General features: G+C 67.9%; 18 protein-coding genes. 8 read left to right on the top strand and 10 right to left on the bottom strand.

Going from position 1 to position 26,072, the window contains the following annotated elements:
- The first annotated feature begins 100 nt into the window (after nucleotides 1-100).
- The 3 genes from acsA (at nucleotide 101) to GFY24_RS35270 (ending at nucleotide 2,930) form a co-directional block, all read left to right on the top strand.
- Nucleotides 101-1,885 carry an acetate--CoA ligase gene (gene acsA, locus GFY24_RS35280; protein WP_153809450.1) on the top strand — a complete coding sequence of 595 codons (1,785 nt, stop codon included), beginning with the start codon at nucleotides 101-103 and terminating at the stop codon, nucleotides 1,883-1,885.
- Nucleotides 1,886-2,126: 241 nt separating this feature from the next.
- Nucleotides 2,127-2,603, top strand: a complete 477-nt coding sequence (locus GFY24_RS35275; protein ID WP_194853144.1) for a thiamine pyrophosphate-dependent enzyme — start codon at nucleotides 2,127-2,129, stop codon at nucleotides 2,601-2,603.
- 72 nt (nucleotides 2,604-2,675) lie between these two features.
- On the top strand, nucleotides 2,676-2,930 hold the full coding sequence (locus tag GFY24_RS35270) for a sigma 54 modulation/S30EA ribosomal C-terminal domain-containing protein (RefSeq protein WP_153809449.1): 255 nt from the start codon (nucleotides 2,676-2,678) through the stop codon (nucleotides 2,928-2,930).
- Nucleotides 2,931-2,985: 55 nt separating this feature from the next.
- Here GFY24_RS35270 and GFY24_RS35265 read toward each other — a convergent pair whose 3' ends face one another.
- Both GFY24_RS35265 and GFY24_RS35260 read right to left on the bottom strand, forming a co-directional pair.
- Nucleotides 2,986-3,495 (bottom strand): flavodoxin domain-containing protein, encoded by a 510-nt coding sequence (locus GFY24_RS35265; protein WP_153809448.1) that lies wholly within the window; start codon nucleotides 3,493-3,495, stop codon nucleotides 2,986-2,988.
- Between the two features lie 211 nt (nucleotides 3,496-3,706).
- Nucleotides 3,707-4,636 (bottom strand): universal stress protein, encoded by a 930-nt coding sequence (locus tag GFY24_RS35260; RefSeq protein ID WP_153809447.1) that lies wholly within the window; start codon nucleotides 4,634-4,636, stop codon nucleotides 3,707-3,709.
- 183 nt (nucleotides 4,637-4,819) lie between these two features.
- On the opposite strand from GFY24_RS35260, the gene GFY24_RS35255 reads away from it, so the two are divergent.
- Nucleotides 4,820-5,077 carry a molybdopterin dinucleotide binding domain-containing protein gene (locus GFY24_RS35255; protein WP_309231712.1) on the top strand — a complete coding sequence of 86 codons (258 nt, stop codon included), beginning with the start codon at nucleotides 4,820-4,822 and terminating at the stop codon, nucleotides 5,075-5,077.
- Nucleotides 5,078-5,103: 26 nt separating this feature from the next.
- On the opposite strand, the gene GFY24_RS35250 is transcribed toward GFY24_RS35255, so the two are convergent.
- The 3 genes from GFY24_RS35250 to GFY24_RS35240 are packed head-to-tail and all read right to left on the bottom strand — an operon-like array spanning nucleotide 5,104 to nucleotide 8,254.
- The gene (locus tag GFY24_RS35250) at nucleotides 5,104-5,979 is read right to left on the bottom strand and encodes an amidohydrolase family protein (protein ID WP_309231711.1); all 876 of its coding nucleotides are present in this window, start codon (nucleotides 5,977-5,979) and stop codon (nucleotides 5,104-5,106) included.
- On the bottom strand, nucleotides 5,976-7,022 hold the full coding sequence (locus tag GFY24_RS35245) for a nucleoside hydrolase (protein ID WP_153809446.1): 1,047 nt from the start codon (nucleotides 7,020-7,022) through the stop codon (nucleotides 5,976-5,978). The genes GFY24_RS35250 and GFY24_RS35245 overlap by 4 nt, the downstream gene beginning before the upstream one ends.
- Nucleotides 7,023-7,042: 20 nt before the next feature.
- Nucleotides 7,043-8,254, bottom strand: coding sequence for an FAD-dependent monooxygenase (locus GFY24_RS35240; protein ID WP_153809445.1), 1,212 nt, complete (start codon nucleotides 8,252-8,254; stop codon nucleotides 7,043-7,045).
- 104 nt (nucleotides 8,255-8,358) lie between these two features.
- Between GFY24_RS35240 and GFY24_RS35235 the strand changes: the two genes are divergently transcribed.
- Nucleotides 8,359-8,931: a TetR family transcriptional regulator gene (locus GFY24_RS35235; protein ID WP_153809444.1), complete on the top strand. Its 573-nt coding sequence runs from the start codon at nucleotides 8,359-8,361 to the stop codon at nucleotides 8,929-8,931.
- A 53-nt stretch (nucleotides 8,932-8,984) separates the two neighbouring features.
- On the opposite strand, the gene GFY24_RS35230 is transcribed toward GFY24_RS35235, so the two are convergent.
- Both GFY24_RS35230 and GFY24_RS35225 read right to left on the bottom strand, forming a co-directional pair.
- A complete protein-coding gene (locus GFY24_RS35230) occupies nucleotides 8,985-10,514 on the bottom strand; it encodes an MFS transporter (RefSeq protein ID WP_375336149.1) in 1,530 nt (509 codons plus the stop codon).
- Between the two features lie 181 nt (nucleotides 10,515-10,695).
- The gene (locus GFY24_RS35225; RefSeq protein WP_309231709.1) at nucleotides 10,696-12,069 is read right to left on the bottom strand and encodes a CoA transferase; all 1,374 of its coding nucleotides are present in this window, start codon (nucleotides 12,067-12,069) and stop codon (nucleotides 10,696-10,698) included.
- 33 nt (nucleotides 12,070-12,102) lie between these two features.
- On the opposite strand from GFY24_RS35225, the gene GFY24_RS35220 reads away from it, so the two are divergent.
- Entirely contained in the window at nucleotides 12,103-12,873 is a 771-nt protein-coding gene (locus GFY24_RS35220; RefSeq protein ID WP_309231708.1) for an alpha/beta fold hydrolase, read from the top strand.
- A gap of 1 nt (nucleotide 12,874) precedes the next feature.
- Here the strand turns inward: GFY24_RS35220 and GFY24_RS35215 are convergent, their stop codons facing one another.
- The 3 genes from GFY24_RS35215 to GFY24_RS35205 form a co-directional block, all read right to left on the bottom strand.
- Entirely contained in the window at nucleotides 12,875-13,648 is a 774-nt protein-coding gene (locus tag GFY24_RS35215; protein ID WP_153809443.1) for an O-methyltransferase, read from the bottom strand.
- 244 nt (nucleotides 13,649-13,892) lie between these two features.
- Nucleotides 13,893-15,440, bottom strand: a complete 1,548-nt coding sequence (locus GFY24_RS42565) for a tyrosine-type recombinase/integrase (protein ID WP_228566967.1) — start codon at nucleotides 15,438-15,440, stop codon at nucleotides 13,893-13,895.
- A 228-nt stretch (nucleotides 15,441-15,668) separates the two neighbouring features.
- Nucleotides 15,669-15,926: a helix-turn-helix domain-containing protein gene (locus GFY24_RS35205; RefSeq protein ID WP_153809442.1), complete on the bottom strand. Its 258-nt coding sequence runs from the start codon at nucleotides 15,924-15,926 to the stop codon at nucleotides 15,669-15,671.
- Between the two features lie 588 nt (nucleotides 15,927-16,514).
- Between GFY24_RS35205 and GFY24_RS35200 the strand changes: the two genes are divergently transcribed.
- Both GFY24_RS35200 and GFY24_RS35195 read left to right on the top strand, forming a co-directional pair.
- The gene (locus GFY24_RS35200) at nucleotides 16,515-24,917 is read left to right on the top strand and encodes a type I polyketide synthase (RefSeq protein ID WP_153809441.1); all 8,403 of its coding nucleotides are present in this window, start codon (nucleotides 16,515-16,517) and stop codon (nucleotides 24,915-24,917) included.
- Between the two features lie 14 nt (nucleotides 24,918-24,931).
- Nucleotides 24,932-26,072, top strand: a 1,141-nt coding sequence (locus tag GFY24_RS35195; RefSeq protein ID WP_304621394.1) for a polyketide synthase, incomplete at its 3' end; no start/stop codon positions are given.

Here is a 26,072-nt window from a genome sequence, read left to right as displayed (position 1 = left end):
GCAGTGACCTCGGCGCAGGAGCCGGAGGTCACCGTCGCAATGGTCTTTGCGCCCTGCCGAGCACCGGGAACCGAGTCGTTCACTGGTGGTAGGAGGACAAATGAAGACTGTCAGCCCCAAGGGCGTATCCGAGCGTGAACCGGTGCGTTGGGCCCCGATCGAGAAATCCGCGAGCGACCGAGCCGATGCCAATCTCACCGACTATGACCTGTCCCGTCGTGAATTCAGTTGGGATGCGGCACGATTGGACCTGGACGGACTGCCCGGCGGCGGGGTGAACATCGCGCACGAGGCGGTGGACCGGCATCTGGGTACCCCGCTCGCCGACGCGATCGCACTGCGCTGGCTGGGCGCCACCGGCGCGCGGGTGGATCTGACCTATGCCGAACTCGCCGCGCTCAGTAATAGGTTCGCGAATCTGCTGCGCGATCTGGGGGTGCGCCGCGGTGAACGGGTGTGCTTGCTGCTGGGCCGGACCCCGGAGCTGTACGTCGCCATGCTGGGCGCGTGGAAGGCCGGGTGCGTGGTGTCGCCGCTGTTTTCGGCCTTCGGTCCGGAACCGGTGCGCCGGCGCCTGGAGATCTCCGGCGCGACCACGCTGGTGACCACGGTGGAGATGTACCGCCGCAAGGTCGCGCCCAATCGCGACGCGCTGCCCGTACTGCGACATGTACTGGTCACCGATGCCGGAATCGACGACGCGCCCGTGGCCGACACCATTGAATTGTCCCTCGCCATGGCCGCCGCCGAACCGGACTTCACGATCGTGCCCACCACCGCGGAGGATCCGGCGCTGTTGCACTTCATCAGCGGCACCACCGGCCGGCCCAAAGGCGCGGTGCATGTGCACGGCGCGGTGCTCGCGCACCGGGTCACCGCTCGCTACGCCCTCGATCTGCGAGCGGGCGATATCTTCTGGTGCACCGCCGATCCCGGCTGGGTGACCGGCATGTCCTACGGCGTGATCGCGCCATTGAGCCTGGGCGCCACGGTGATCAGCGATGAGGCGGAATTCGACGCCCAGCGCTGGTATCGCACACTGACCCGGCAAAAGGTGACGGTGTGGTACACCGCCCCCACCGCGCTGCGCATGCTCATGCGTCGCGGTGACGAGCTCCCCGAAGGCACCGATCTGTCGCGTTTACGTTTCATCTCCAGTGTGGGGGAGCCGCTCAATCCCGAAGTGGTGGTGTGGAGTCAGCGGGTCTTCGGACGTCCGGCGCACGACAACTGGTGGCAGACCGAGACCGGGGCCATCATGATCTCGAATCTGGCGGCCGCCCAGGTACGGCCCGGATCGATGGGGCGGCCCCTGCCCGGTATCGAGGCCACCATCCTGCGTCGCGGCGCGGACGGCCGGGCCGCGATTGTGGACAACGCGGTCGAGCCGACGGGCGTGGACGAGGTCGGCGAACTCGCACTGCGTGCCGGCTGGCCGTCGATGTTCCGCGGCTATCTGAACGAACCCGTCAGGTACGCACAGGCTTTCGCCGACGGCTGGTATCTCTCCGGCGATCTGGCCCGCCGCGACGCCGACGGCTACTACTGGTTCGTCGGGCGCGCGGACGATGTGATCAATTCCGCCGGGCATCTCGTGGGGCCATTCGAGGTGGAGAGCGCGCTCATGGCGCACCAGGCGGTCGCCGAGGTCGGCGTTATCGGCACACCCGACCCGGTCGCCGGGGAACTGGTGAAGGCATTCGTCCAACTCGAACCGGGTTACGCCGGCACACCCGACCTGCATGACGAACTGCTCGCCTTCGGCCGGCGGCAGCTGGGTGCGGTCGCGCCCAAACAGATCGTCTTCACCGAGGGTCTACCGCATACGCGCAGCGGAAAAGTCATGCGGCGCTTGCTGAAAGCCCGCGAACTGGGACTGCCCTGAGGTGATATCTCGACCTTGGAGGGCGCGTCATGACCGCCACCCGGAAGCGTTCGGGGCCGAACCCCCGAACGGTGCGGGGCGCAAGGGCAAGACCTCCGCCGGGGCTGGTTCTTCCGTACCTTTCGCGACCGCGCCGGTTCCGCCAACCGGCGATGCGGTTCGGGTGCGACGGTCCGCGCCGGTGACCCGCCGGGTCGGTACACCCGTACCGCCGGACGCACGAATCGAGTTGCTGCGTCAGATGATTCGCATCCGCCGCTTCGAGGAGCGGTGCGTGCGCCTCTACAGCTCCGAGGCTGTGTGCGGCTTCCTGCATCTCTATATCGGTGAGGAGGCGGTGGCCGCGGGGCTGCTGGGCGCGCTCGAACCCGAGGACGCGGTCGTCTCGACCTACCGTGACCACGGGCACGCCCTCGCGCGCGGCGTCCCGATGGGCCCGGTCTTCCTGGAATTGCGCACCTATCGATTCCGGGCGCATTCGATGTACGACGCCGACCGCTACCGGACCAAGACCGAGATCGAGGAGTGGAAGGTCCGCGATCCCATCCCGCGCCTGTTCGACGAACTATGCGCGACGGGCACGCTGAAACCCGAGGACCGGGCGGCCCTGGAGACCGCCGTCGGCGCGGAGATCGACGCGGCGGTCACCGCCGCCGAGGCCGCGCCGCTGGAACCGGTCGCCGACCTCACCCGGCACGTCTACGCGGAGCGGAAATGACCACGACATATCGAGAAGCGACCCGGCAAGGCTTGCGGGAAGCCATGAGCGTTCACCGAATCCGGCAGCGGGATGGACAGCGTGCTGTATCGCACCGAGGACGGGGCGTACCGGCTGGCACAGGTCCAGCCGCACCCGGAAATGGTGCTTCCGGGCGCGACCGCGTTCACCATCAGCGCCGCCGCACCGGAACTCGAGATGGACGGTGCGGTCGCCCGGCTCGAATTGACCGGGTGGCCCTTCGTATTCTTCCGTGATCACGGCCGAAGCCACGTGCTCTACCACCGCTACGACGGCCACTACGGGCTGATCACTCCGGCCGGATAGCGGTTGGGTACCGGCCGGATATCGCTCGATATCCGGCCGGTGCCGAGGCTCGGCGTCAGCCTTGACCGAGTTCGGCCGCAATGCTTTTCGCCCAGGCGTGAATGCGATCACGATCCCGGAAGTCACCGGCGCTGCTCTTCGCCATCGCCGAAGCCGGGAAGCCGCGGGCGGTGCGCTCGAGCCGGCCGCCGAAAATGGTCCAGCTGCGAGCCCCCACCCGTTCGGCCGCCTTACGAACAGCCTTCGCGCCCAAGACTTTCGCACCGCCATCGGGCGTATCGGCCGAATCGTCCAGCGGCCCACTGCCGAACAACCAGACCGGCTGCTCCCCGAGCCGCCGGGCGAACCTGCGGGTGAATCGCCGCGCGTCACGATGCCAGAAGCCGATGTAGAGCGAACCGCCGATGACGAACGCGCGATATCCGCTCACCTCACGGACTTCGGCGGCGGGCAGCACTTCGGTGGCGATGTGCTCCCCGCGCAACGATTCACCGATCCACTGCGCGATCTCGGCGGTGCCGCCGCGCTTGGAGCCATAGGTAACCAGTACGGGTTCCTGAGTCATGACCGACCTCCCGGGGTATTCGTCCTGCCCTCGATTGGACTCCTGCCCCGCCCCGAGTCATAGGGTCGAAGGTCTCACCCCGGAACCGATCACCGCTCACCGCGCGCTCACGAATGCTGTTCGGGCGCAAGCGGTCGCGCCGTCAGGAAGAACCGGTGCAGCACGCCGACAGAATCGCGGAACTACGGAAATCAGCCAATCGAGCCGGAACTCACCGCGGGAGTGCTGAAGCCGTGGTGTCCGATAGGGTGTCGGCGATTCCGGGCCGGTCGGGGATGACCAGGACCGGGCAGGGGGCGTGGCGGACCAGGTCGTTGGCGATCCGGCCCAGGCGTTCCGGATGCTCCTGATCGGATTCGTGGCCGACCACGACCAGTTGTGCTGCGGCGCTGAAGCGTTCGATCGCGTCGACGGTGTCGCCGACCACTGTGACCGGGCGTACCGCCACGGTCGGGAACCGCCGCTGATAGTGCGCGATCTGTGCGTCCGGGACCACGGCCGCGGCGGTGAATCGATCTGTCGGCGAGGTCCATTCGCGGCCGTGCCACAGGCGCACCACGATCACGTCGACATCGCGCTCGGCCGCGGCTCGAAAGCCCGCCGGCAGGGCGGGTCCGGCCGTCTCCCATGCCGTGACGACCACCAGGACCGTGCCATTCACCGCGTTGGCCTGCCGGATCAGCGCGGTGGGACAGTGTGCGTCACGGGCGACCGCCAGCGCGGTCGAGCCCAGCACCATTTGGGCGAAGAAGCCGATATCACCGACGCCGAGCACGATCAGCGCCGCGGAGCGCGACATCTCGATGAGCACCTGCTCCGATTGTCCTCGGACGATCTGGGTTTCGATCTCCAGCCGGCAGCCTTCGATATCGGAGGACCGGCGCTCCCGCAGCGCCCCGCTTGCGTTCTCCAGCATGCCGAAGGCGCGTGGAAAGCGTGCGCCGGCGGCCCGGAAAGCCGGATTGTCCACGGCGGGTATCGCCTGGACCAGCAGTAGCGGCGCGCGCCGCGCCACGGCCTCGTCCGCAGCCCACTCTGCGGCCCGCAGCGCCGCGAGGGAACCGTCGATGCCCACCACGATCGCGGGCGGGCGTACCGCCCGGGAATTCTCAATGGCGGCGTGCGGCGCGTCCTTGTCCATGCCACCAGAGTCCGGTGCGGCGGAATATCCCACTAGGGACGGCACGCACGATATGAAGGACCAAAGCCCTTCCCTCCGATGACTTGCCGCCTCTCGCCGGCGCGCCCGAACAAGCGCAGGGTTGTTCGTGCCGGCCCCGCCGAGCCGGGGAGAGAAGCGAGAACGCGATGAATATCCGTCCCCGTGACTGGATGGCTGTGCGATCCGATCGAAATCCGCAGTCGCCGTGGACGTATGGTGCTCGCCGCCCGCCCCACCGAGGAGGTGGCGCCCGGGCAGGTCTTCACCGCCTTCCACTTCCCGGCCGCACCCGCCAATGAACTCACCTCGAGCCGAGCCGAGCCGACACCGTCACCGACTGCCCCGAATACAAGGTCACCGCCGTCGCCCTGCGCCCGATCCGGTTCCGTCTTCCCCGGACCCCGGCTCACCCGCCGCTGAATGATCAACGGCCCCGGTCCTGTTCGTTACGGGAGTGCGAACACCCGGGCGGCATTGCCGTGGCACACCCGCCGCAACCAATCGTCGCCGAGTTCGAGTCGTTCCAGTGATTGCAGGGCGTGTCCGTAGGTGTACGGGATATTCGGGAAGTCGCTGCCGAACAGAATGCGGTCGCCGAAGTCCCGCAATCGCGCGCGCTCGTGAATCGGGAACGGGTCGGCCGCCTCGAAGAAGTCGGTGAAGTTCATGGTGGTGTCGAAGAGCACGTCATCGTAATCGGCTGCCAGATCCAGGAATTGGCTGTATTCGGGCGCACCCATGTGCGCGATCACCAGGCGTAGGCGCGGAAAACGCCGCAGCAGTTCGGCGATGGGCTCCGGGCCGGTGAATTCCCCTGCGGCGGGACCGGATCCGCAGTGGATGATGATCGGCGTGCCCGAGTCCTGCAGCATGCCCCACACCTCGTTGAGCAGCGGATCGCCCGGATGGAAATGCCCGACCTGTACGTGCACCTTGAAGACTCGCACGCCTGCGGCGAGCGCCGCCTCCACGTAGCTGTCCACGCCGTGTTCGGGGTAGAAGGTCGCGGTATGCAGGCAATCCGGTGTGCGCGCGGCGAAATCCGCCGACCATTCATTGAGCCAGGCCGCCATATCCGGCCGATGCGGGTACACCAGCGAGGTGAACGCGCTCACCCCGAATCCGCGTAATGTCTTGAGCCGCACCTGTTCTTCATCGCGATAGGTGATCGGCCACTCCCGATGCCCCAGCAGCGGCCCGGAGGTATCGAAGTACCCCCACACCTTCCGCAACACCTGTTCGGGCATGAAGTGCGTATGCACATCGATGATCGACGGCAGTCCGAGCCGAGCCCGGAATCCGGTCACATATTCGTCGTTCACGCGTGGACCTCCGGGTAGATCGCGGCCGCGTAATCTCCGACCCGGCTGATCAGCCGTTCGAAGAACAATTCCGGATCGGTCCCGATCACTATGTCCGCATTGGGTTCTCGCTCCCACATCCCCGCCCAGTCCGCGACGGTGGTGGCCCGGGTGATGGTCCCCGCCAACTCGACATCGACGGTCGCGGGTTTGGTGACGGCCAGCGCGTGGTCCAGCGCCACGGCCGCCGCGAACGGATCATGCATATGCGCGAGATACCCCTGGTCGTAGAGCTTGTGAAAGTCGAAGTAGAACCGGACCGCATCGGTCAGGAATCGCACCAGCGGATTGCTCGCGCCCGACCGCGCCTCGGGCGGATCGCTCTCCCGCACCAGCTCGATCGGGGTGCTCGCGGCCCGTTCCGCCAGCAGCGCCAGATGTTTGGGCCGCATCTCGATGGTCTCGGTGATATCCAGCGCGCACACAATGGGCCGCCGATCCGCGGGCGCGGCGGAGAAGGCGTCGAACACCTCCTTGGCGGCCTCGGGATCCACGTGCACATTCCACTCATTGGTGGGTGTGGTATTGCCGGGATGGTTGAATGCCCCGCCCATGATCACCAGCCGCCGCAGCAGTTGCGGGAGTTGCGGTTCCAGTCGCAGTGCCAGCGCCAGATTGGTCAGCGGCCCGGTGCACAGACCGACGATCTCGCCCGGATGCTCCCGCACCAGATCGACCCACAACTGCGCCGCCGACCGATCCGAGAGCTTGCGCGTGGACTCCGGCAACTCCGCGTACCCCACACCCTGCGGTCCGTGCGTGTCCTCGGTGGTACGCAATGGAATCGCCAGTGGCTCCGCCGCCCCGAGCGCCACTTCGAGCTCGGGTGCCCGGCATAAATCCAGTAGCGCGAGATTATTGGCCGCCACCCGCCGCGCCGGCACATTGCCCGCGCTGGAGGCGATTCCGATGATCTCGGCCTCGGGGGAGGCCAGGAGGTAGAGCAGTCCCAGGGAGTCATCGATGCCGGTGTCGTTGTCCATGATGATCTTCTGCCGCACCATTCGAGCCTAGCCTTCGCTGATCAGTAGCTCGGCAGCACGTAGTCCTGGGTGGAGTCGAGCATCTTCATCATGATCGGGCGGAAAGGCTTGGTGGTCATCAGCCAGCCGATACGCTGCATCACCTTGAGCCCGACCTTGGAGGTCGGCAGCATCATCTGGATACCGCCGCCCGGCAGCTCCTTGGCCTTGTCCAGGAATGGCGTCACCTGCTCCTGGTAGCGGACCAGCGCGGCATCCAAATCCGCAGGGGTGGCGGCGATTTCACCGGCGAGCAGGTATGCGCCGACGATCGCCATGGCGGTGCCCATGCCGGTCATGGGCGAACCGCAGAAGCCCGAATCGCCGAGCAGTACGACGCGATCCTTGAACAGCGACGGCATATCGACGCGCACCAGCTCGTCGAAGTAGAAGTCATCGGTGGTCTCGAGATGGGTGAGCGCCTCGGGCACGGCCCAACCGGCTTCGGCCAGCATGTCGCGAATCAGCGTGCGCTGCGCGCCGATATCACCGCGCAGCGCCGGATCCTGGTCGGTGCGCAGGGTGATGATGGCCTTGGAGGTGGCGGGGTCGTAGTCGGGCCGCACGCCCATCGCCGCGCGCGGCACCACATGCATGGCCATCCAGTCCTGCTCCGCGCCCGCCGGGGTGGGAATGGTGTAGAAGGACATGTACCCGCCGAGGAAGGTGGTGAACTCCTCTTCCGGTCCGAATACCAGCTTGCGGGTGCGCGAGTGCACCCCGTCCGCGCCGATCACCAGGTCGTAGCGTTCGCTGCGCCCGGAGTTGAATCCGACGGTGACGCCCTTGCCGTCCTGGTCGATGGTCTCGATCGAGTCCCCGTAGCGGTAGTCGAGTTCGCCTGCGGTATCGGCGATTTCGGTGAGCAGTACATCGTTGAGATCGCCGCGGCTGATCTCGATATCGGCGACCGGGCCCTTACCGTCGAACATCTCCATGGACATCCGGTAGATCGGGGTGCCGTCGGCCTTGACGATGCTCATGCCCTTCTCGTGCAGCAGGCGCTTGTTGATGCCCGCCATCAGGCCCATCCGCTCGGCCACCTCGCGGCTGGGGCCGCGCAGGTCGACGGCCTGTCCGCCGGGGCGCGGGGCGGCGGCCCGCTCGACCACGGTGATCGCGGCCCCGGCCCGAAGCAGTTGCAGCGCAACGGCGTTCCCGGCGATGCCGCCGCCGGCGATCAGGATGCGGAGGGTGTTGGTGGTGGCGCTCATGATGTCTCCCGTGGTGGTGAAGTACGTCCGTCTAAGACATATGTCTAACAGACTTTGGCACGGGTGTCTAGAACAAATGTCTAAGACGCTGGTAGGGTGTGGTTATGGGAAATCGCGAAGACCTACTGATGGGCGCTCGGAAGGCCATCCTGGAGCGTGGCATGGCCAAGGTGACCGCCCGTGATATCGCCGCCGCCGCAGGTGTCAGCCTCGCCGCCATCGGATACCACTTCGGCTCCAAGGACCGCCTGGTCATGCAGGCGCTCACCGAGGGCGTCGGCACCGAACTCGGTGACGAGATCGACGCCGCCATCAAGGATGGGGGACAGGGGCAGTCCCTCTGGGACGCGCTCGGACCCACCTGGCACGGCCTGCTCGACGTGATCCAGCGCAATCGCGACAACCTGCAATTGAGTGTGGAGAACGGCATCCAGATCGCCCGCGATCCGGAGATGCAGCTCTATATGGCCGAGGCCACCGAACGCGCCTACGGCGATATGGCGCAGGGCGTGCGCGAAGCGCATCCCGACCTCACCGAGGGGCAGGCCCGGGCCGTGGCAAAGCTGTTGTTCGCGCTCTTCCAGGGTGTCGCCATGCAGTGGATGATCGCGCCGACCGCGGATCTACTCGACGGCGACGACCTGAGCACCGCCATTCGGGCCATCGCCGGCAAATGACGGCCACCCGCGTGCGGTGATCGCACCCCGATCACCCGGCACGCGTGGCTGATTCAACTGGCTTCGATATGCCGCAGCCGCACCAGCGCGGCGACCGCCAGCAGCAGCGCGGCCACGGCCGCGATGGCGGAGGTCAGATGCATCCCGGTGAGAAACGCGTGCTTGGCCGCCTCCGCCACGGCCGCACCGAGTTTCCCGGGCAGGGCGTCTGCGACCTGCATGGCCGCGCCCAAAGTGTCACGCGCACTGTGCACATCGGCATCGCGCAAGCCATACGGCAGCGTATTGGCCAGCTGCCCGCGATACAGCGCGATACTGAGGCTGCCGAGCATGGAAATGCCCAGCGCCCCACCGAATTCCGCCCCGGTCTCGGCCAATCCGGAGGCGGCCCCGGCCTGCTCCGGCGGCGCGGTGCCGACAATCAGCTCGGTGGTGATACCGAACACCGGTGCCAGCCCGAACGACACCAGCAGTGACGCGGCGATGGTGATGCCCACCCCGCCCTGTTCGGTCACGCGAGTCAACAGCAGCAGCCCGGCCGCCGCCATGGCCATCCCCACCCCGATCATGTACGCGGGCCGCACCACCCGGCTCATCCGGGGCACCAGCTGCGAGCCGATCATGAAGCCCAAACCCGCTGGAATGGTGGCGATTCCGGCCCGCAGCGGCGACATACCCAGCACCAGCTGGAAATACTGGCCGACAAAAAGGAAATAACCGAACGCTGCGAAGATGGCGACCATATTGATGGTCAACGCGATTCGGAAACTACTGAGCCGGAACAGTCGCAGGTCCAGCATGGGCTCGGCCGCGGTGAGCTGACGGCGCACGAAGGTGGTGCCGACAATGATCCCGGCGGCCAGCGCGCCGATGGCGATGGGCACCGGCCCGTCCTGTGCGACCTTCTTCATGCCGAAAACCACGAGTAGTACCGCGCTGGTACACATGAGCGCGCTGAGCAGATCGACCTTGCCCGCGTTCGGATCCCGGAATTCCGGTAGTACCCGGGGCGCGAGAATCAGCAGCAGCACCATGACCGGCACAGCGAGCAGGAACACCGACCCCCACCAGAAATTCTCCAGCATCAGCCCGCCCGCCAGCGGTCCGATGGAGCCGCCCACCGAATACGACCCCACCCACACCCCGACCGCGACCGACCGGTGCGCCGGATCGGGAAACATGGTGAATATCAATGAGAGTGTGGACGGCGCGAGCGTCGCCCCGGCTATCCCGAGTACCGCGCGGCAGCCGATGAGCACCGGGGCCGAGGGCGCGAACGCCGCGATGATCGATACCGCGGCGAAGGCGGCCGCACCGGCCATGAGTAGTCGTCGGCGGCCGATCCGATCGCCGATGGTGCCCATGGTGAGCAGTAGCCCGGCCACCAGGAATCCGTAAACGTCGATGATCCAGAGCAATTGGGAACTCGTCGGTCTCAGCTCCGCGCTGATCTGCGGGACCGCGAGGTGTAGGACCGTGAGATCCATGGAGTACACCAGACAGGCCAGCGCCAGTACGGCCAGCCCCGCCCATTCCCGGCGGCTCACTCTGCCGATGGGATCTGCCGCCGCCGTAGTCAGCAGGGGGCCTGGTGTGTCCACGATGACGTCCTCCGTCCGCACGCCGACGTAAGTGCCGACAATATCGATGTCGGTCCCAGCATCTCATTTATTAACGACACAAAAACGATATGTACGAAGGGAATTCGCACTATTCGCCGATGTGTTTGCGGGTGTGCGTGCAGGCGATCGTGAAGACCGAAAGCTACTGGAAACCGGCCGGTCGGAGTGTCCAGTTCGGGGCATGTGTACCGTACTGCGAAGCGGGCCAGGGATAGTCGGGATATTCGCTGAGCGCCGGCGCGGCCGTCCGCACCCCGTCGTGCTCGACCGCGTACGCCGATCCCGGAGAATTCGCCGGAGCATGCTCGGGCGTCCTGCCCGGCGCGGCCAGGAGCCAGGATGCGGTGCGGGCCAGCGCAACTCGCACATCCCGCCCGACCCCGTCGCGTTCGCGGGCGGTGAGCGCGTCCAGCACTCCGGCGGCCAGCAGATACCCGCTCGCATGGTCCAGCGCCTGCGCCGGGAGTGCGCCGACCGGAGACGCATCCTGCGAATTTCGCCACGCACCCTCGATCAGCGATATTCCGGATGCGGCCTGCACAATACTGTCGAAACCCCTACGGTTACCCCACGGACCGCGCTCACCCCAGGCCGAAACCCGGCCGTGCACAATTCCTGGCCGAATTTCCCCCGCATCTACACCAAGTCGTTCCAAAGCGCCCGGTCGGTAACCTGTTACGAGCACATCCGCTTCGCGGAGCAGCTCCCGAAATATGGGAAGCTCCGTTCGCAAATCCAGCAACGTCGAGTACTTGCCCTGACAGGTATCGAGGAATTGCCACGGAATCTCCGGCAGCTGTGGCGGATCCACCCGCAACACCTGCGCACCCAGCAGGGCCAGCGCGCGAGTCGCGACCGGACCCGCGATCACCCGGGTCAGATCCAGTACCCGGACGCCTCGCAACGGCAGCATTTGGGTTGCGTCGGTGGGCGTTTCGCGCGAGCCGATATCGGCCCGCGCTTCGACCGCCACCAGCGGGCCGTCGGCCGCGGCCTTACCCTGCGGGCTGTCCGCCCACTCCCGCTCGGTACGCACCCGCACCGCGAGGGCACCCAATTCGCCCGCCCGGTCCTCGATCTCGGCCGCGGACAGCTCCGCCATACGCGCCACCGCCGCTGCGCGATCCGCCTGCGCGGGCAGTCCGAACACGCTCAGCAACCGGGCGCGATGATGCGAATAATTGGCATGCGTTCGCACCCAGCCGTCCGCAGTCGGGAAGAAGCCCGACAACTCCGCGAACGCATCGGGCGGCGTCCCGTCGATCCGGAACAGCCGCTCACTCGAGAACGCCGCCGCCACCCGAGCCGGATCGAGCACACTCTCCAATGGTGTCAGCCCGCAGGCCACCCGCCGTCGATCGGCGGCCGCGGCGAGGCTCGCCACCGCACCGCCGGCCAGGGACCATGCCGGCAGTGTCGCAGCCAAATTCGTCCCCGAATCGACGGCGGGCATACTCGATCCGGTGATACCGATCCCGGACTCGTACTCGCGGACCAGCACTGCGTAGGCACTCACGTGTCCAAACCTAGTCGTCGAAGGAGCACCGCCGTGGTGGCAAATCTCACCGGTACCGACTGGTTGCGCGCGCTGCGCACCGACGCCGACCCCCGCACCGTACTGGTGTGCTTCCCGCCCGGCGGTGGCTCGGCCACTGCGTATCGGGCGCTCGCGCAGCGCTTCGGGGCAGGGATCGCGGTGTACGCGGTGCAGTACCCGGGTCGCCAGGATCGCATGGCGGAGCAGCAGATTCCCGACCTGGGCGAGCTCGCCGCGCAGGCCGTTCAGGATCTACTGCGCTGGCCCGCCGACACCGCGATCGCCATTTTCGGGCACAGCATGGGCGCGACCGTTGCCTTCGAGGCCGCCCGGCGCTGGGAAGCCGCCGGTCGCACCCTCGACCACCTGTTCGTATCCGGCCGTCCCGCACCGGATTTCGTGGAACCGGGTCGCCTGCACCTCGAATCCGATGGTGCGCTGATCGATCAGCTGGAGCTGCTCGGCAATGACCCCGCGCTGATCCAAATGTTGCGCGACGAGCCCGGCTTCGCGGAACTGATACTGCCCGCCGTGCGCAATGACTACCAAGCGGTGGAAACCTACCGGCACCGGGCCGGCGACCGGCTGCGCGCGCCGATCACAGCGCTGATCAGCACCTCGGACCCGACCACCACCGTGGCCCAGGTGGGGGAGTGGGCCGCGCACACCGTCGGATCCTTCGACGTGGCCACCTTCGAAGGCGGCCACACGTACCTCGATATGCCTGAAAACACTTCCGCCGTAGCCGATCTGGTGACAGCCCGGCTGCGCGCGAGCCGCTGACTCAGCCCAGGTACTCGGACTCGAGCACGAGATCCTTCACGATGGACTGATACTCCACATGGGTGTCGTGCTCGGCGGTCCGCCAGGTCGTACCCTCCTGCGCCTTCATATAGGCGAGGTAGTCGGGAACGCCGGGCACTCGAACATTGTCGGCGACAACAAGAGTGCCGGTATGCAGCCAGCCGGCCGCCAGAATCGTCTTCAGATCGGCCAGATAGGCAGCCTTGGCGTGATCGAGGAATATCAAATCGACGGCGCCGGAATCGAATCCGTGATCCAGTGCCAGCCGGTGCATGGTCTCCCCACCGTCGCCGATGGTCCCGACCACCACGCTGACCTGATCCGCCAGCCCCGCATGCGCGATGATCGCCCGAGCCACTTCGGCATTCGCGGCACTGAACTCCACCGATACCAGTCGCGCGCCGCTGGGCAACAGTCGGCCGATCCGCACCGCGCTGTATCCGCAATACGTGCCCAACTCGAGCGCCAGCTTCGGCTCGGCCTTGCGCACGGCCGCGTCCAGCAGCAGGCCCTTCTCATCGCCGACATTCACCAGCATGCTGCGGGTGCGCGCGAATTCGTCCATGGTGACCAGCACGCTGTCCGGATCGCCGGCCGAGGCGTTGGCCAGCACATAATTCCGCGCCGCCGCCTCCCGTCCATCGCCGACCTGTCCCGTGCGATTGAATGTCCGGAACCCCACCAGAAACCGGCCGATCGACGCCAGCTGCCTGCCGTGACCCCATACCGTCTTCGTAATGCCCTTGCCCGCCATGGCTTCTCCTGTGTTCGAGGTGAAATCCTTGCGATTACGCCCAGGCCGCACGGCGACTGCGCACCGCGAGACCGGTCCACGAAATGAGTACGCACACCACGACAAGCGCACGTACGAGGTCGAGCGCGCTCCGCGGATACAGCACGCCGGTGATGTAGTTGTCGATGAAGTGATTCTCGTCGATCGAGCCTGGTCAGGAGTGATTTTACGGCTTCCGGGGGAGGCCCCGGGCGCTCCCGCTTGCCTAGAGCTTGCCAACCGGCCGTGGTCTGCTTCCACCTTCTGGTCCGAAGAGAGCGGCTCCGGCCGCCTTCAAGTCGCGAGGATGCGCGTCAGAGTAGATGCTCAACGACATGGCTGGATCGTGGCCGTGCCACGCCGCGACAATGTGCACCGGGATACCCGAGGCGAGCATCAGGGACACCGACGTGTTCCGCAGCCCCTTCAACGGAATTCGGCGCAGTCCGGTGCGCTTACGGATTCGCTGAAACTCGGCGGAATACCAGTCGGGCCGGACCGGGGTCCCGTTCTCGTGCACCGCGATCAGCCGATCGTCGGACCAGGATGCACCCATTGCCAGGCACTCCGCCTTCTGCCGGGTCTTCAACGCGCGCAGCGCGGCCTCTAGATCTGCGGGCGGCGGAAGATCGCGACGGCTCCGGCGAGACTTGGGCAGGTTCTCCTCGGTCTCTCTGCCGATGGCAACCCGCCCCCTGCGCACCCGCAACGCGGTGGCATCGAGCCGGCGCCACCGCGCGCCCAGCACTTCCGAGCGGCGCATTCCGTAACACGACATCAGCCAGCACGCGGCCAGGCGCTCGCCGACGATCGCGGCTCGGAAGACTTCGACCTCGCTCATGGTCCACGACTTCGCGTTCGTTTCGTCGTCATCGTTGTCGGTGATGTCGTCAGTCGGCCGGTCCACCAGCGCAATGACATTGCGCGGCAGAGCACCCTGATCGACATAGGACTGAACCATCATGCTGAAGGTGGTCAGCGTCGGCCTGACCGTGACCGGCTTGGCGCCCCGAGGCGCCACAGCGGTGACCGGCGGTGGTGCCAGGACGTAGACGGCCCGTCGAGGGCGAGTCACCCGGCCCGCCCGGACGAGGCCGGCCAGGCAGTGATGTACGTCCTTGCCGAACTCGGCCTTGAGTTCCGCGGTCGAGATGCCATCCGGGTGGCGTGCGATCACCTCTGCGACCTGGGACACCAGGCTGTCGGGCCGAGGCTGCCTAGGGGAGCGCCGTCCCTCGGTCAGCATCCACTCCACGAGCGCATCCCCGTTCTTCTTGGTGAGTTGCGCCAGCTTCTTACTGCCGAGGCGGCGGCGTACCGGCTTCAGGTCTTGGCGGCAGCGCTCCAGTGAGTTCCGCCGGATTCTACGACGATCGGCCAGCCACTGGTCACACGCTTCGTCGGCGGTGATCTCCACGAGCTTGGCGTAGGTTCCGCGTGCGACTTCTGTTGTGATCCGACGATATTCGCGCCGTGCCTCGGCCAAGGTCCGATAGGTGGACTGCTGTCGGTTGCGAGTACCGTCAGGCTTTGTTCCGATGTCGACCTGGAACCGATAGGTCACCGTGCCGTTCTTCGCGATGTGCTTGTTGATCGGCTCGGCCCGGCGTTTCCTTCTGGTCGGCGGTTGTGTGCCGGGCATGCTGGGCCTCCTCTGCGCGGGTAGATTGCGGGGGTAGATCGGTGGTGTCGACTCAGGCTGGCGACCATTCGAGTGACCAGCCGAATTTGGCGAATTTCGGCTGGGTGCAAGCATTTCGGCGCCGGGAAGCATCGACGATGTGCGGAAAGCGGTAGGAGTGCGGGTTCACCGAACACGCAAGGTCGCGTGCCGTTGTTTCGCCTCGCCGTCCGTTCATGGGGTCAGGTATGAGGCCGCGGGATTACCCTTCGACCGACCGGAAGTGGGACCCTCCCGTTGTCCAGACGCAGGATCTGCGCTACGTGGTAAACGAGCGCGGCGGCGGACGGCGGAATGCTGCGCTGGCCAGTCGCGGAAGCTCTACCGTGTGCCGATGTCCGGTTCGTCATCGACCCGCAGTGCCTCGCGAATCCATTTGGACGGAATGCGCACTCGGTGGCCGACCCGAATAGCGGGTAGCTCACCCAATTTGACTGCGGCATAGACGGTGGAACGTCCGATCCCGAGGATCCTGGCCGCGTCAGGGATCGATATCGTCGGCTCGACCAGCAGGCGTCGCAACGCTTCTCTTGCACCCGTGTCGGTGGCATCGCGTTGAATACGAGGGTGTTCGGACATGAGAAGCTCCTGACAGGCTTGTTGCCCGGTCAGTCCCTCGCGACCTTCAGGATACCGTCCTGTTCTGTCAGTGACGTTTGACCTGATCCGCTGCCGACGGGGAAAGGTTGTCGCTCGGCGGAATTCACGAAGCCGTGCTGATCGAACCAGTTCGAACTCGTGGGCGCCGGACCTCGGCTATGCCGTCGGCGGGCCGATAGGAAGGCCAGGGCGAGTCCCTGTTCGGGGCCGCCGGTGGGCCGGTGCGGGGTGTCGCGGGCGTGGGCAAGTATCTCGAACCGCTTCCGCCGCCGCCGGCGAATAGATATCCGAGGGTCATCGCATTTCTTCCGCTACACATTTTTCGATGGAATTCATCGTTCGCGATGAGCATCGGTGAAAAGCCGGAATCTATTGTCTTCGTACCGATCGGTGATTGGATGACAAGGCCGCGACATGCGGTCTCGGTGGACGATATCGGGACGATATCGGCATGAGGAATGATCATGTTTCAGCGGATGTAAAGCTTCGATTGTCTTTGTCATGAGGTAATCAGAGGTAAAAGGAAGTCGATCTCGGCACAGCCGAGGAATTCGAGGCATCGTTTTCATGAATTCCATCGTTCCCATCGCCGTCGTCGGCTACTCGTGCCGGTTCCCGGGAGCCGATGGCCCGGCCGAGTTCTGGCAGCTGCTGGCCGCGGGCCGGGACGCGATCACCGAGGTCCCGGCGGACCGCTGGGATCTCGTCGCGACCGCGGCGGCGCGCTGGGGAGCGTTCCTGGACGATCCCGGCCTGTTCGATGCCGGCTTCTTCGGAATCTCACCGCGCGAGGCCGCGGCGATGGACCCGCAGCAACGCCTTGTCCTCGAATTGGGCTGGGAGGCAATGGAACACGCGGGAATCATCCCGGCGGCCGTATCGGGTAGCCGGACCGGGGTGTTCATCGGTGCGGCACTCGACGACTACGCCGTGCTCCGCGGCCGCCTGGGTGCGGGCGGCATCACCACCCATACCACCACGGGCACGCTGCGCAGCATGATCGCGAACCGGCTGTCCTACCTGCTCGGCGTGCGCGGGCCCAGCCAGATCGTCGACTCCGGGCAGTCGTCCGCGCTCGTCGCGATCCACCAGGCGTGCGAGAGCCTGCGCTCGGGCGAATGCACCGCGGCGCTGGCCGGCGGGGTGAATCTCAATCTCGCGGGGGAGACCGCGCTGGCCCTGGACGCCGCGGGCGCACTGTCCCCGGACGGGCGCAGTTACACCTTCGACGAACGGGCCAATGGTTACGTGCGTGGTGAGGGCGGTGCGCTGGTGCTGCTGAAGACGCTGGATCGGGCGCGGGCCGACGGGGATCGGGTGCGCTGCGTGTTCCGGGGCTCGGCGGTCAACAACGGCGCGGCCGCGGCCGCGCTCACCGTCCCGGAGGCGGAGATCCAGTGCGAGGTCATCGAACTCGCGCACCGGCGCTCCGGCATCACCGCACAGGATGTGCACTACGTCGAACTGCACGGGACCGGTACCGCGGTCGGTGACCCGGTGGAGGCGGCCGGGCTCGGCGCGGCGATCGGCGCGCATCGGCCGGCCGGACAGCCGCTGCGGGTCGGGTCGGTCAAGACCAATATCGGTCACCTCGAAAGTGCCGCGGGCGTGGCCGGATTGCTGAAAGTCGTGCTCTCGCTGGAGAATCAGGCACTGCCCGCCAGTCTCAACTACCGCACGCCGAACCCGAATATTCCCTTGGCACGGCTCAATCTGCGCGTGCAGCAGACGCTGGAACCGTGGCCGGCGCGCGGCGACATCCGTCGGGCCGGGGTGAGCGCCTTCGGGCTCGGCGGCACCAATGCGCACCTGATCGTGGAGGAAGCGCCGCGCGAGACCGGAACCGTTGCGGCGCAACCGGAGTCGAGCTCCACCGACCCGGCCGCGCCGGTGCTGTGGCCCCTGTCCGGGCGCAGCGCCGAGGCGGTCCGGGAACAGGGCGCGCGGTTGTTCGCGTATCTGACCGAACATTCCGAGCTGACCTCGGCCGATATCGGCTGGTCACTGCTCGCCGGACGGACCGCCTTCGAATATCGCGCCGTAGTCGCGGGGCACGACCGCGCCTCGCTGCTCAGGGGCCTGAAGGCCTTGGCCGAAGGCCGAACCGACGCCGCTCTGGTCGAAGGCGTGGCGGGTCCGGCTACCGGGCCGGTGTTCGCCTTCCCCGGCCGGTTGGCGCGGGGGACCGGGGCAGCCGCCCGGCTGCTCGACGAGTCGCCCGTGTTCGAGGCGCGAATCCTGGAGTGCGAGAACGCCATTCGCTCGCACGTCGGCTGGTCGCTCACCGCTGTGCTGCGTGGTGACGTGGAGGCGCCGCGACCGGATCAGGTCGATGTCGCGCAGCCCGTGCTGTTCGCCGTCTCGGTGTCACTGGCCGAGCTCTGGCGCTCGTACGGTGTCGTGCCCGGTGCGGTGGTCGGCCACGGTCGAGGTGAGATCGCCGCCGCGGTGGTGGCGGGCGCGATATCGCTGGAGGACGGCGCGCGCATTGTCGCGCTGGGCGGCCGGGCCTTGGGCGGGCCGGCCGGCAGCGGCGCGATGCTGGGGGTGGCGGCACCGCTCGGCGAAATGTCGCGTCGCCTGGCGTCGCGGGGCGGGCGGCTCGCGGTGGCGGAGATCAATGCGCCCGGAAAGCTGGTCATCTCCGGTGATTCGGCGGAGTTGGATCGGTTCGGCGCCGAGTTGGCCGGGGACGGGGTGCTGTCGTGGCGGGTGCCCGGGGTGGCGTTCGCGGGTCATTCCGCTCAGCTGGACGAGGTACGTACCGAACTGCTGGACGCCTTCGCCGGGATCGCACCGCGGCGCTCGGGGATCCCGTTCTATTCGACGGTCACCGGTGGCCTGGTCGGCGCCGCGGCCCTGGACGGCGCGTACTGGTTCCGGAACCTGCGTGAGCCGGTGGAGTTCGCGGCCGCGGTGTCGACCGTGCTGCACAACGGGCATGCGGAGTTCGTCGAGATCGGTCCCGAACCGGTGCTGGCGGACGAGCTCCGGGACGCGGTGCGGCGGGCGGGCGGAAGTGGTTGTGTGGCAACCCTTCCGGGCGACAACCGGGCCGGACTCGACGGGTTCCTGATGGCGCTGGCGACGGCGTTCGCGAACGGTATCGCGATCGATGCCGAGGCGGTTTTCGCCGGTTCGGGCGCGCGGCGGGTCGACCTGCCGACGTATGCGTTTCAACGGCGCCGCTACTGGCTCGGATCGGTGGCCGCCGGGTCCGGCGAATCGGCGCCGCCGCGGGATGGCGTCGCAACCGAACAGCCGGCGGTGGGAGAGCTGGCGCCGGAGCCGGTGCGCGATGTCGCGGCGCTGGTCAGGTCACAGGTGGCGCACGTACTCGGCCACAACGAGGCCGCCGCCGTCTCGACCGCTGGCACCTTCAAAGAACTCGGCCTCGACTCCCGGATGGGGGCCGAGTTGGGCGAGATCCTGTTCCGGCAGACGGGCGTACGTCTATCGGGCACAGTGATTTTCGACTATCCGACGCCCGAGGCACTGATCGCGCACCTGCGCCGCAAACTGCGCCGGGCCGCCGTGCCACAGCCGGTGATCGTGCCACCGACCTCGACCGCCGGGGCCTCCGGCGTGACCGCACCGCAGACCGCCTCCGTACCGGAGGCCCCGGCGGTCGAGCAGGACGATCCCGTAGTCATCGTCGGCATGGCGTGCCGGTTTCCGTCGGGGATCACCTCGCCGCAACGGTTGTGGCAGGCGGTTGCCGCGGGTGTGGACGCGATCTCCGCGTTTCCCGCCGATCGCGACTGGGAGGACGCGGCGGGTCGGACCGGTGGGGCGCGCCGGGGCGGATTCCTCGACGGTGCGGCGGATTTCGATGCCGAGTTCTTCGGTATCAGCCCGCGTGAGGCCACCGCCATGGACCCGCAGCAGCGGATTCTACTGGAAATCGCGTGGGAGGCGTTGGAGCACGCCGGAATTCGGCCCGACGGGCTGCGTGGCCGCCGGGCCGGTGTCTATGTCGGCGGGACCGCCATGGAGTACGGGCCGCGACTGCACGAGCAGGTTGGGGACACCGAGGGTCTCCGGTTGACCGGCACGGCCGCCAGCGTGATGTCCGGGCGTATCTCGTATGCGCTGGGGCTGGAAGGTCCTGCGGTAACGGTGGATACGGCCTGCTCGTCATCGCTGGTCGCTTTGCATCTGGCGGCGAAGTCGCTGCGCGCGGGGGAGTGCTCGCTGGCATTGGCCGGTGGCGTCGCGGTGATGTCGACCCCCGGCATGTTCGTGGAGTTCGGGCGTCAGCAGGGCCTGGCCTCGGACGGGCGATGCAAGTCCTTCTCCGCTGCCGCCGATGGAACAGGTTGGTCGGAGGGGGCGGGATTGCTTGTGCTGCAACGATTGTCGGATGCGCGGCGCGCCGGTCGTCCGGTGCTGGCGGTGCTGCGCGGTTCGGCGGTCAACCAGGATGGTGCGTCGAACGGTTTGACCGCGCCGAACGGGCTTGCGCAGCAACGGGTTATCCGGGCGGCCTTGGCCGATGCGGGATTGACCACCGTCGATGTGGATGCCGTCGAGGCGCACGGAACGGGCACCCGGCTCGGCGATCCTATCGAGGCCCAGGCGCTGCTGGCGACCTACGGCCGCGACCGGCCCGCGGAGCGGCCGTTGTGGCTGGGGTCGTTGAAGTCGAATATCGGGCATGCGCAGGCGGCCGCGGGTGTGGCGGGTGTGATCAAGATGGTGCAGGCCATGCGGCACGGTGTGCTGCCGCGGACATTGCACGCGGAAGTGCCGTCGCGACAGGTGGATTGGTCGTCGGGTGCGGTGCGGTTGTTGTCGCGGCCGCGGGTGTGGCCGGAGGCGGGGCGGCCGCGGCGGGCGGCAGTGTCCTCGTTCGGGATCAGTGGGACCAATGCGCACGTCATTCTCGAATATCCCGGAAGCGGCAGCGAGACAACGGTACCGGAGCATCGGCCCGTCGGCGGCGAGCTGGTCCCCTGGGTGCTGTCGGCGGGCAGCGAGTCGGCGCTGACCGGACTGGCCGCGCGCCTGGCGGAGGTCGCCGCCGAGTCGCATCCGCTCGATGTCGGCTGGTCGCTGGCGACGACGCGGGCCGCGCTGGGCCATCGCAGTGTGGTGCTCGGACACGATCGGGACGAACTCTCGGACGGCCTGCGCGCGGTCGCCGAGGGCCGGTCGAGCGCCGGTGTCGTGCACGGGCGGGCCGTGTCCGGCGGCGCCGTGTTCGTCTTCTCCGGCGAGGGCGCGCAGTGGGCAGGCATGGCCACGCGACTACTCGAGATCTCGCCCGCTTTCGCGGACAAGATGTCGGAGTGCGCGGAAGCGCTTGCGCGGCACGTGGACTGGTCACTGCTCGCGGTGATCCGCGGCGAGGAGGGTGCGCCGTCGCCGGAGCGTGTCGACGTCGGTCAGCCCGTGCTCTTCGCCGTGAGTGTGGCGCTGGCCGCGATGTGGCAGTCCTACGGTGTCCAGCCCGCCGCGGTGATCGGGCATTCCCGTGGCGAGATCGCCGCGGCGTGTGTGGCGGGCCTGCTCTCGGTACCTGACGCGGCCCGGTTGATCGCGGCCCGCGGACGCCTGCTGGCCGCGTCCGGGCTGGCGGGCCGGGGTGCGATGGTCTGGGTGGCGCTCAGTGCCGGGGAGGTGAGCGACCGGCTCACCGACGGGCTCGATATCGCCGCGGTGAACGCGCCGGGTTCGGTTGTGGTCGCGGGTGACCCGGACGAGGTGGCCGCGTTCAGGCGGGCCTGCGAGGCCGACGGTATCCGTACCCGTAAGACCGTCTCGGACTTCGCCTTTCACTCCGTGCAGATGAAGACCGTGGCCGACGATCTGGCCGAGGCGGTCGCCTCCATCCGTCCCGCGGCGGCGGCGGTGCCGTTCTTCTCCACCGTGACCGGCGGCGTGCTCGATGCCGAGGCCATGGACGCGGACCATTGGCGGCGGAATCTGCGCGATACCGTGCGATTCGAGGCCGCCGTCCGCGCCCTGCTCACCGGCGGGCATCAGCTTTTCGTCGAGGTCAGCCCGCACCCGGTGCTGATCCCCGCGATCGAGGAGACCGCCGAGGAACTGCGCGTGCCGGTAGCGACCGTGCCGACGCTGACCCGCGGCGCGGACGATCGCGAGCGGCTGCTCACCAGCCTCGCCACCGCCTACGCGCACGGCGCCCCGGTCGACTGGACCGGTGCCTTCGCGAAATCGGGTGCTCGAAGGGTCAAGCTGCCCACGTATCCCTTTCAACGGCAACGATATTGGCTCGATTCCGGGGCCGCGGCGGCCGCTCGTGCGGTCGATCCGCAGGCGGGCGGGTTGCGCTCCGCTGCGCATCCGCTGCTGGCCGCGGCGGTCGATATCGCGGCGGTCGGTGCGGCGGTCGTGCTGACCGGACGGTTGTCGCAGCAGGCGCATCCGTGGCTCGCCGACCATGCGATCGATGGCACCGTGCTGCTCCCGGGCGCCGCATTGATCGAATTCGCGCTCCGTGCCGGTCAGGAGATCGGGTGGGGCGTGGTCGAGGAACTGGTGCTGGAAGCGCCGCTGCTCCTGCCCGCCGCGGGGGCGGTCGATGTGCAGGTGGTGATCGGCGAGGCTGCCGGAGATCAGCGGCAGCTCGGCATCTTCTCGCGCCCGGTGGAGGATCACTCCGATCGCGCATGGACCCGGCACGCGAGCGGGACACTGGGCGTCGACACCCGGGCACACCCGCAGAGCGATCCGGCGCCCTGGCCACCGGTCGGCGCTGCGGCTGTCGAGTTCGGCGACCTCTACGCGGGATTCGCGGAGCGTGGCTACGACTACGGTCCGGCATTTCAAGGACTACGGGCCGCCTGGCGGTCCGAGGACGAACTGTGCGCCGAAGTGGAACTACCCGTCGCCGCTGCGGCGGGTGAGTACGCCGGGGTGCATCCGGCGCTGCTGGACGCCGCTGTGCAAGCGGTGCTGCTTTCCCGGGGCGCGGACGAGGGAACCCTGCTGCCCTTCGCATGGGCGGGTGTCCGGCGATACGCCGGCGGCGGATCCGTGCTGCGGGTCCGGATCACAGCGGTGGCGGCCGATGCGGTGACGGTGACCATCGCCGATCAGCGGGGTGACCCCGTCCTGACGATCGATACGCTGACCATGCGCGCCATCGCGCGTGGACAGCTGGCGGCCGGCGACCACGATCTCTTCGAAGTGCAGTGGGTCCCAGTGGAATCGGGCACCAGCACGCCCGTCGCCTGGACGGCATGGGCAGGTGACATTACCCCGGCCGAGGCATCCGGGGGCGCGATCGTGCTCGACGCCCGCACGTTCGGGCATGGGCCAGATGCGGCCGGGTCCGGCCGGACGCCGGCCGACGCCGCCCAGGGTGCGGTCCGGCAGGTGCTGGATACGTTGCAGCGGTGGGTGAAAGCCGAGGGCTTCGACGGTTCGCGTCTGGTCGTGGTGACCGGCGGTGCGATGGGGCCCGGCGCGACGAATGTCGTCGGCTCGGCGGTGTGGGGCCTGGTGCGCTCGGCTCAGGTAGAGTTTCCTGGGCGATTCGTACTGGTCGATGTCGACGGCTTTGCCGAGTCCGCCACCGGTGCTGCCGGGTCCGCCGACGGCGCTGCCGGGTCTTTCGGACTGACGCCGCTGCTGGATGAGCAGACGTTGCTGCGGTTGCCGGATTCCGAGGATCAACTGCTGGTGCGTTCCGGGCGGGTGTCGGTCCCGCGGCTGGGTCGTGTTGCCGCTGCGGGAGATTCGGGTTCGACGGGGCCGCGTCGTGCTGCGGTGGAGGCAGAGTCGAACGGGTCCGGGCTGGGTGACGGTGCGGTGCTGATCACCGGTGGCACTGGGACGCTGGGCAGCGTGCTGGCGCGGCATCTGGTGCGCCAGCGGGGTGTCCGGCATGTGGTGCTGATGTCGCGGCGTGGGCCGGCGGCGCCGGGCGCGCCGGATCTGGTGGCCGAGCTGGAGGGCATGGGCGCGCGGGTCGAGGTGGTGGCCTGCGACGTTGCCGACCGGGCAGCGCTGGCAGCCGCACTGGGCCGGGTGTCGTCGCTGTCAGCGGTGGTGCACGCGGCGGGCGTACTGCGGGACGTGACGCTCACGGGCATGTCTGCACGTGATGTCGATGCGGTGTTTCGGGGAAAAGCATTGTCGGCCTGGCATTTACACGATTTGACCGCGACGACGGATCTCTCGGCGTTCGTGCTGTTCTCCTCGGTGATGGGTGTGCTCGGCGGTGCCGGACAAGGCAATTACGCCGCCGCGAACGCCTTCCTGGACGGATTGGCGGTGCTGCGGCAGGCCTCCGGACTGCCCGCGGTGTCGATGGCATGGGGACTGTGGGACGCGGCAAGCGGCATGACGGGCGAATTATCGGCGGCGGACCGGCAGCGCATGGCGCGCGGGGGCCTGGTCCCGCTGCCGGACGAGCGCGCGCTGGCCTTGTTCGACACCGCTCTCGGCGCGGGACGGGCCGCGGTAGTACCCATGGGCGTGGACCTTGCCGCCCTGCGCCGCGGCGCGGCGGACCCGGCCCCGATGTGGCGGGGCCTGGTTCGCCCTGCCCGCCGGGTCGCGGCCGTACCCGCGGCACCGCCCGATCTGCGGCAACAACTCGCGGCGCTACCGGTGGCCGAGGACCGGGAACGGCTGGTGACCGATGTCGTGCGGGCGGAGGTCGCGGCCGTGCTCGGGCAGTCGCACCCCGAATCCATCGACCTGCACCGCGCTTTCAAGGAAATCGGGTTCGACTCGCTGATCGCCGTCGATCTGCGTAATCGCCTGATCCGGGCGACGGGTTCGAGACTGCCCTCCACCCTCGTGTTCGACCACCCGCGCCCGATCGCGATCGTCTCGTATCTGCTGGGTGCGCTGATCGACACCGCGAGCACCGCAACGGTCGCCGAAAGCACTGCGGTGGAGCGGTATTCGTCTCCGTCCGCACCGGATGAGGACGTGATCGATGGGCTGGGGATAGCGGATCTGATTTCGCTGGCGCGGGAAGGGGCTGAGTAGTGAAGGTTTCGGCGATGGGAAGTGACGTGCCGGGCGGGTCCGTCGAAGAGTTGGTCGGTGCACTGCGCGATGCGGTGAAAGAGACTGTGCGGCTGCGCAAGCAGGTCGCGGCGGCGCGCGAGCCGATCGCGATCGTCGGGATGGCCTGCCGGTTGCCCGGTGGAGTGAGCTCGCCGGAGGGTCTATGGGATCTGGTGGCCTCGGGTGGTGACGGGGTATCGGGATTTCCGGTCGACCGGGGATGGGATCTGGACGGCTTGTTCGACGCGGATCCGGATCGGGCCGGGCGCTCGTATGTGCGTGAGGGCGGGTTTCTGCACGAGGCGGCGGAATTCGATGCCGAGTTCTTCGGTATTTCGCCGCGTGAGGCGCTGGCGATGGATCCGCAGCAGCGGTTGTTGCTCGAAACGGCTTGGGAGGCAGTGGAATACGCAGGAATCGATCCGTCCTCGCTGCGGGGTTCGCGGACCGGCGTCTACGCCGGCGTCATGTACCACGACTACGAGCCCGCCCTGCTGGAACGGCTTCCTGCGGTCGAGGGCCAGCGCATTGCCGCTGCCACGAGTGTGATGTCGGGTCGGGTGTCGTTCGTGCTCGGGCTGGAAGGCCCTGCGGTGACCGTGGATACGGCGTGTTCGTCGTCGCTGGTGGCGTTGCATCTGGCGGCGCAGGCCCTGCGGCGGGGGGAATGCGATCTCGCGCTGGCGGGCGGCGCCACCGTGATGGCCCGGCCGGCGGTGTTCGTCGACTTCAGTCGTCAACGGGCGCTGGCCGCTGACGGCCGCTGTAAGTCGTTCGCCGCCACGGCGGACGGCACCGGCTGGTCGGAAGGCGTCGGTGTACTGCTGGTCGAGCGTTTGTCGGATGCGGTGGCCAATGGTCATCGGGTGCTGGCGGTGCTGCGCGGTTCGGCGGTCAATCAGGACGGTGCGTCGAACGGGTTGACCGCGCCGAATGGGCCTGCGCAGCAACGGGTCATCGGGGCGGCATTGGCCGATGCGGGATTGACCACCGCCGATGTGGATGCGGTCGAGGCGCACGGGACCGGTACCAAGCTGGGCGATCCGATCGAAGCGCATGCCTTGCTGGCGACGTACGGCCGGGCGCGGCCGGCCGAGCGGCCGCTCCGGCTGGGGTCGTTGAAGTCGAACATCG

The organism is Nocardia sp. SYP-A9097, assembly GCF_009649815.1.
GTDB lineage: Bacteria > Actinomycetota > Actinomycetes > Mycobacteriales > Mycobacteriaceae > Nocardia.
The sequence above is the reverse complement of the archived record's forward strand: the minus strand, read 5'-3'. Positions and strand labels throughout refer to the sequence as shown.

Excerpts from the sequence above, each read along its gene's own strand:
- GFY24_RS35240 (WP_153809445.1), bottom strand. The coding sequence starts at position 8,254 with ATGAGCGCCACCACCAACACCCTCCGCATCCTGATCGCCGGCGGCGGC.
- acsA (WP_153809450.1), top strand. The coding sequence starts at position 101 with ATGAAGACTGTCAGCCCCAAGGGCGTATCCGAGCGTGAACCGGTGCGT.
- GFY24_RS35275 (WP_194853144.1), top strand. The coding sequence starts at position 2,127 with ATGATTCGCATCCGCCGCTTCGAGGAGCGGTGCGTGCGCCTCTACAGC.
- GFY24_RS35245 (WP_153809446.1), bottom strand. The coding sequence starts at position 7,022 with ATGGTGCGGCAGAAGATCATCATGGACAACGACACCGGCATCGATGAC.
- GFY24_RS35205 (WP_153809442.1), bottom strand. The coding sequence starts at position 15,926 with ATGTCCGAACACCCTCGTATTCAACGCGATGCCACCGACACGGGTGCA.
- GFY24_RS35260 (WP_153809447.1), bottom strand. The coding sequence starts at position 4,636 with ATGGACAAGGACGCGCCGCACGCCGCCATTGAGAATTCCCGGGCGGTA.
- GFY24_RS35200 (WP_153809441.1), top strand. The coding sequence starts at position 16,515 with ATGAATTCCATCGTTCCCATCGCCGTCGTCGGCTACTCGTGCCGGTTC.
- GFY24_RS35215 (WP_153809443.1), bottom strand. The coding sequence starts at position 13,648 with ATGGCGGGCAAGGGCATTACGAAGACGGTATGGGGTCACGGCAGGCAG.
- GFY24_RS35235 (WP_153809444.1), top strand. The coding sequence starts at position 8,359 with ATGGGAAATCGCGAAGACCTACTGATGGGCGCTCGGAAGGCCATCCTG.
- GFY24_RS35270 (WP_153809449.1), top strand. The coding sequence starts at position 2,676 with ATGGACAGCGTGCTGTATCGCACCGAGGACGGGGCGTACCGGCTGGCA.
- GFY24_RS35265 (WP_153809448.1), bottom strand. The coding sequence starts at position 3,495 with ATGACTCAGGAACCCGTACTGGTTACCTATGGCTCCAAGCGCGGCGGC.
- GFY24_RS42565 (WP_228566967.1), bottom strand. The coding sequence starts at position 15,440 with ATGCTTCCCGGCGCCGAAATGCTTGCACCCAGCCGAAATTCGCCAAAT.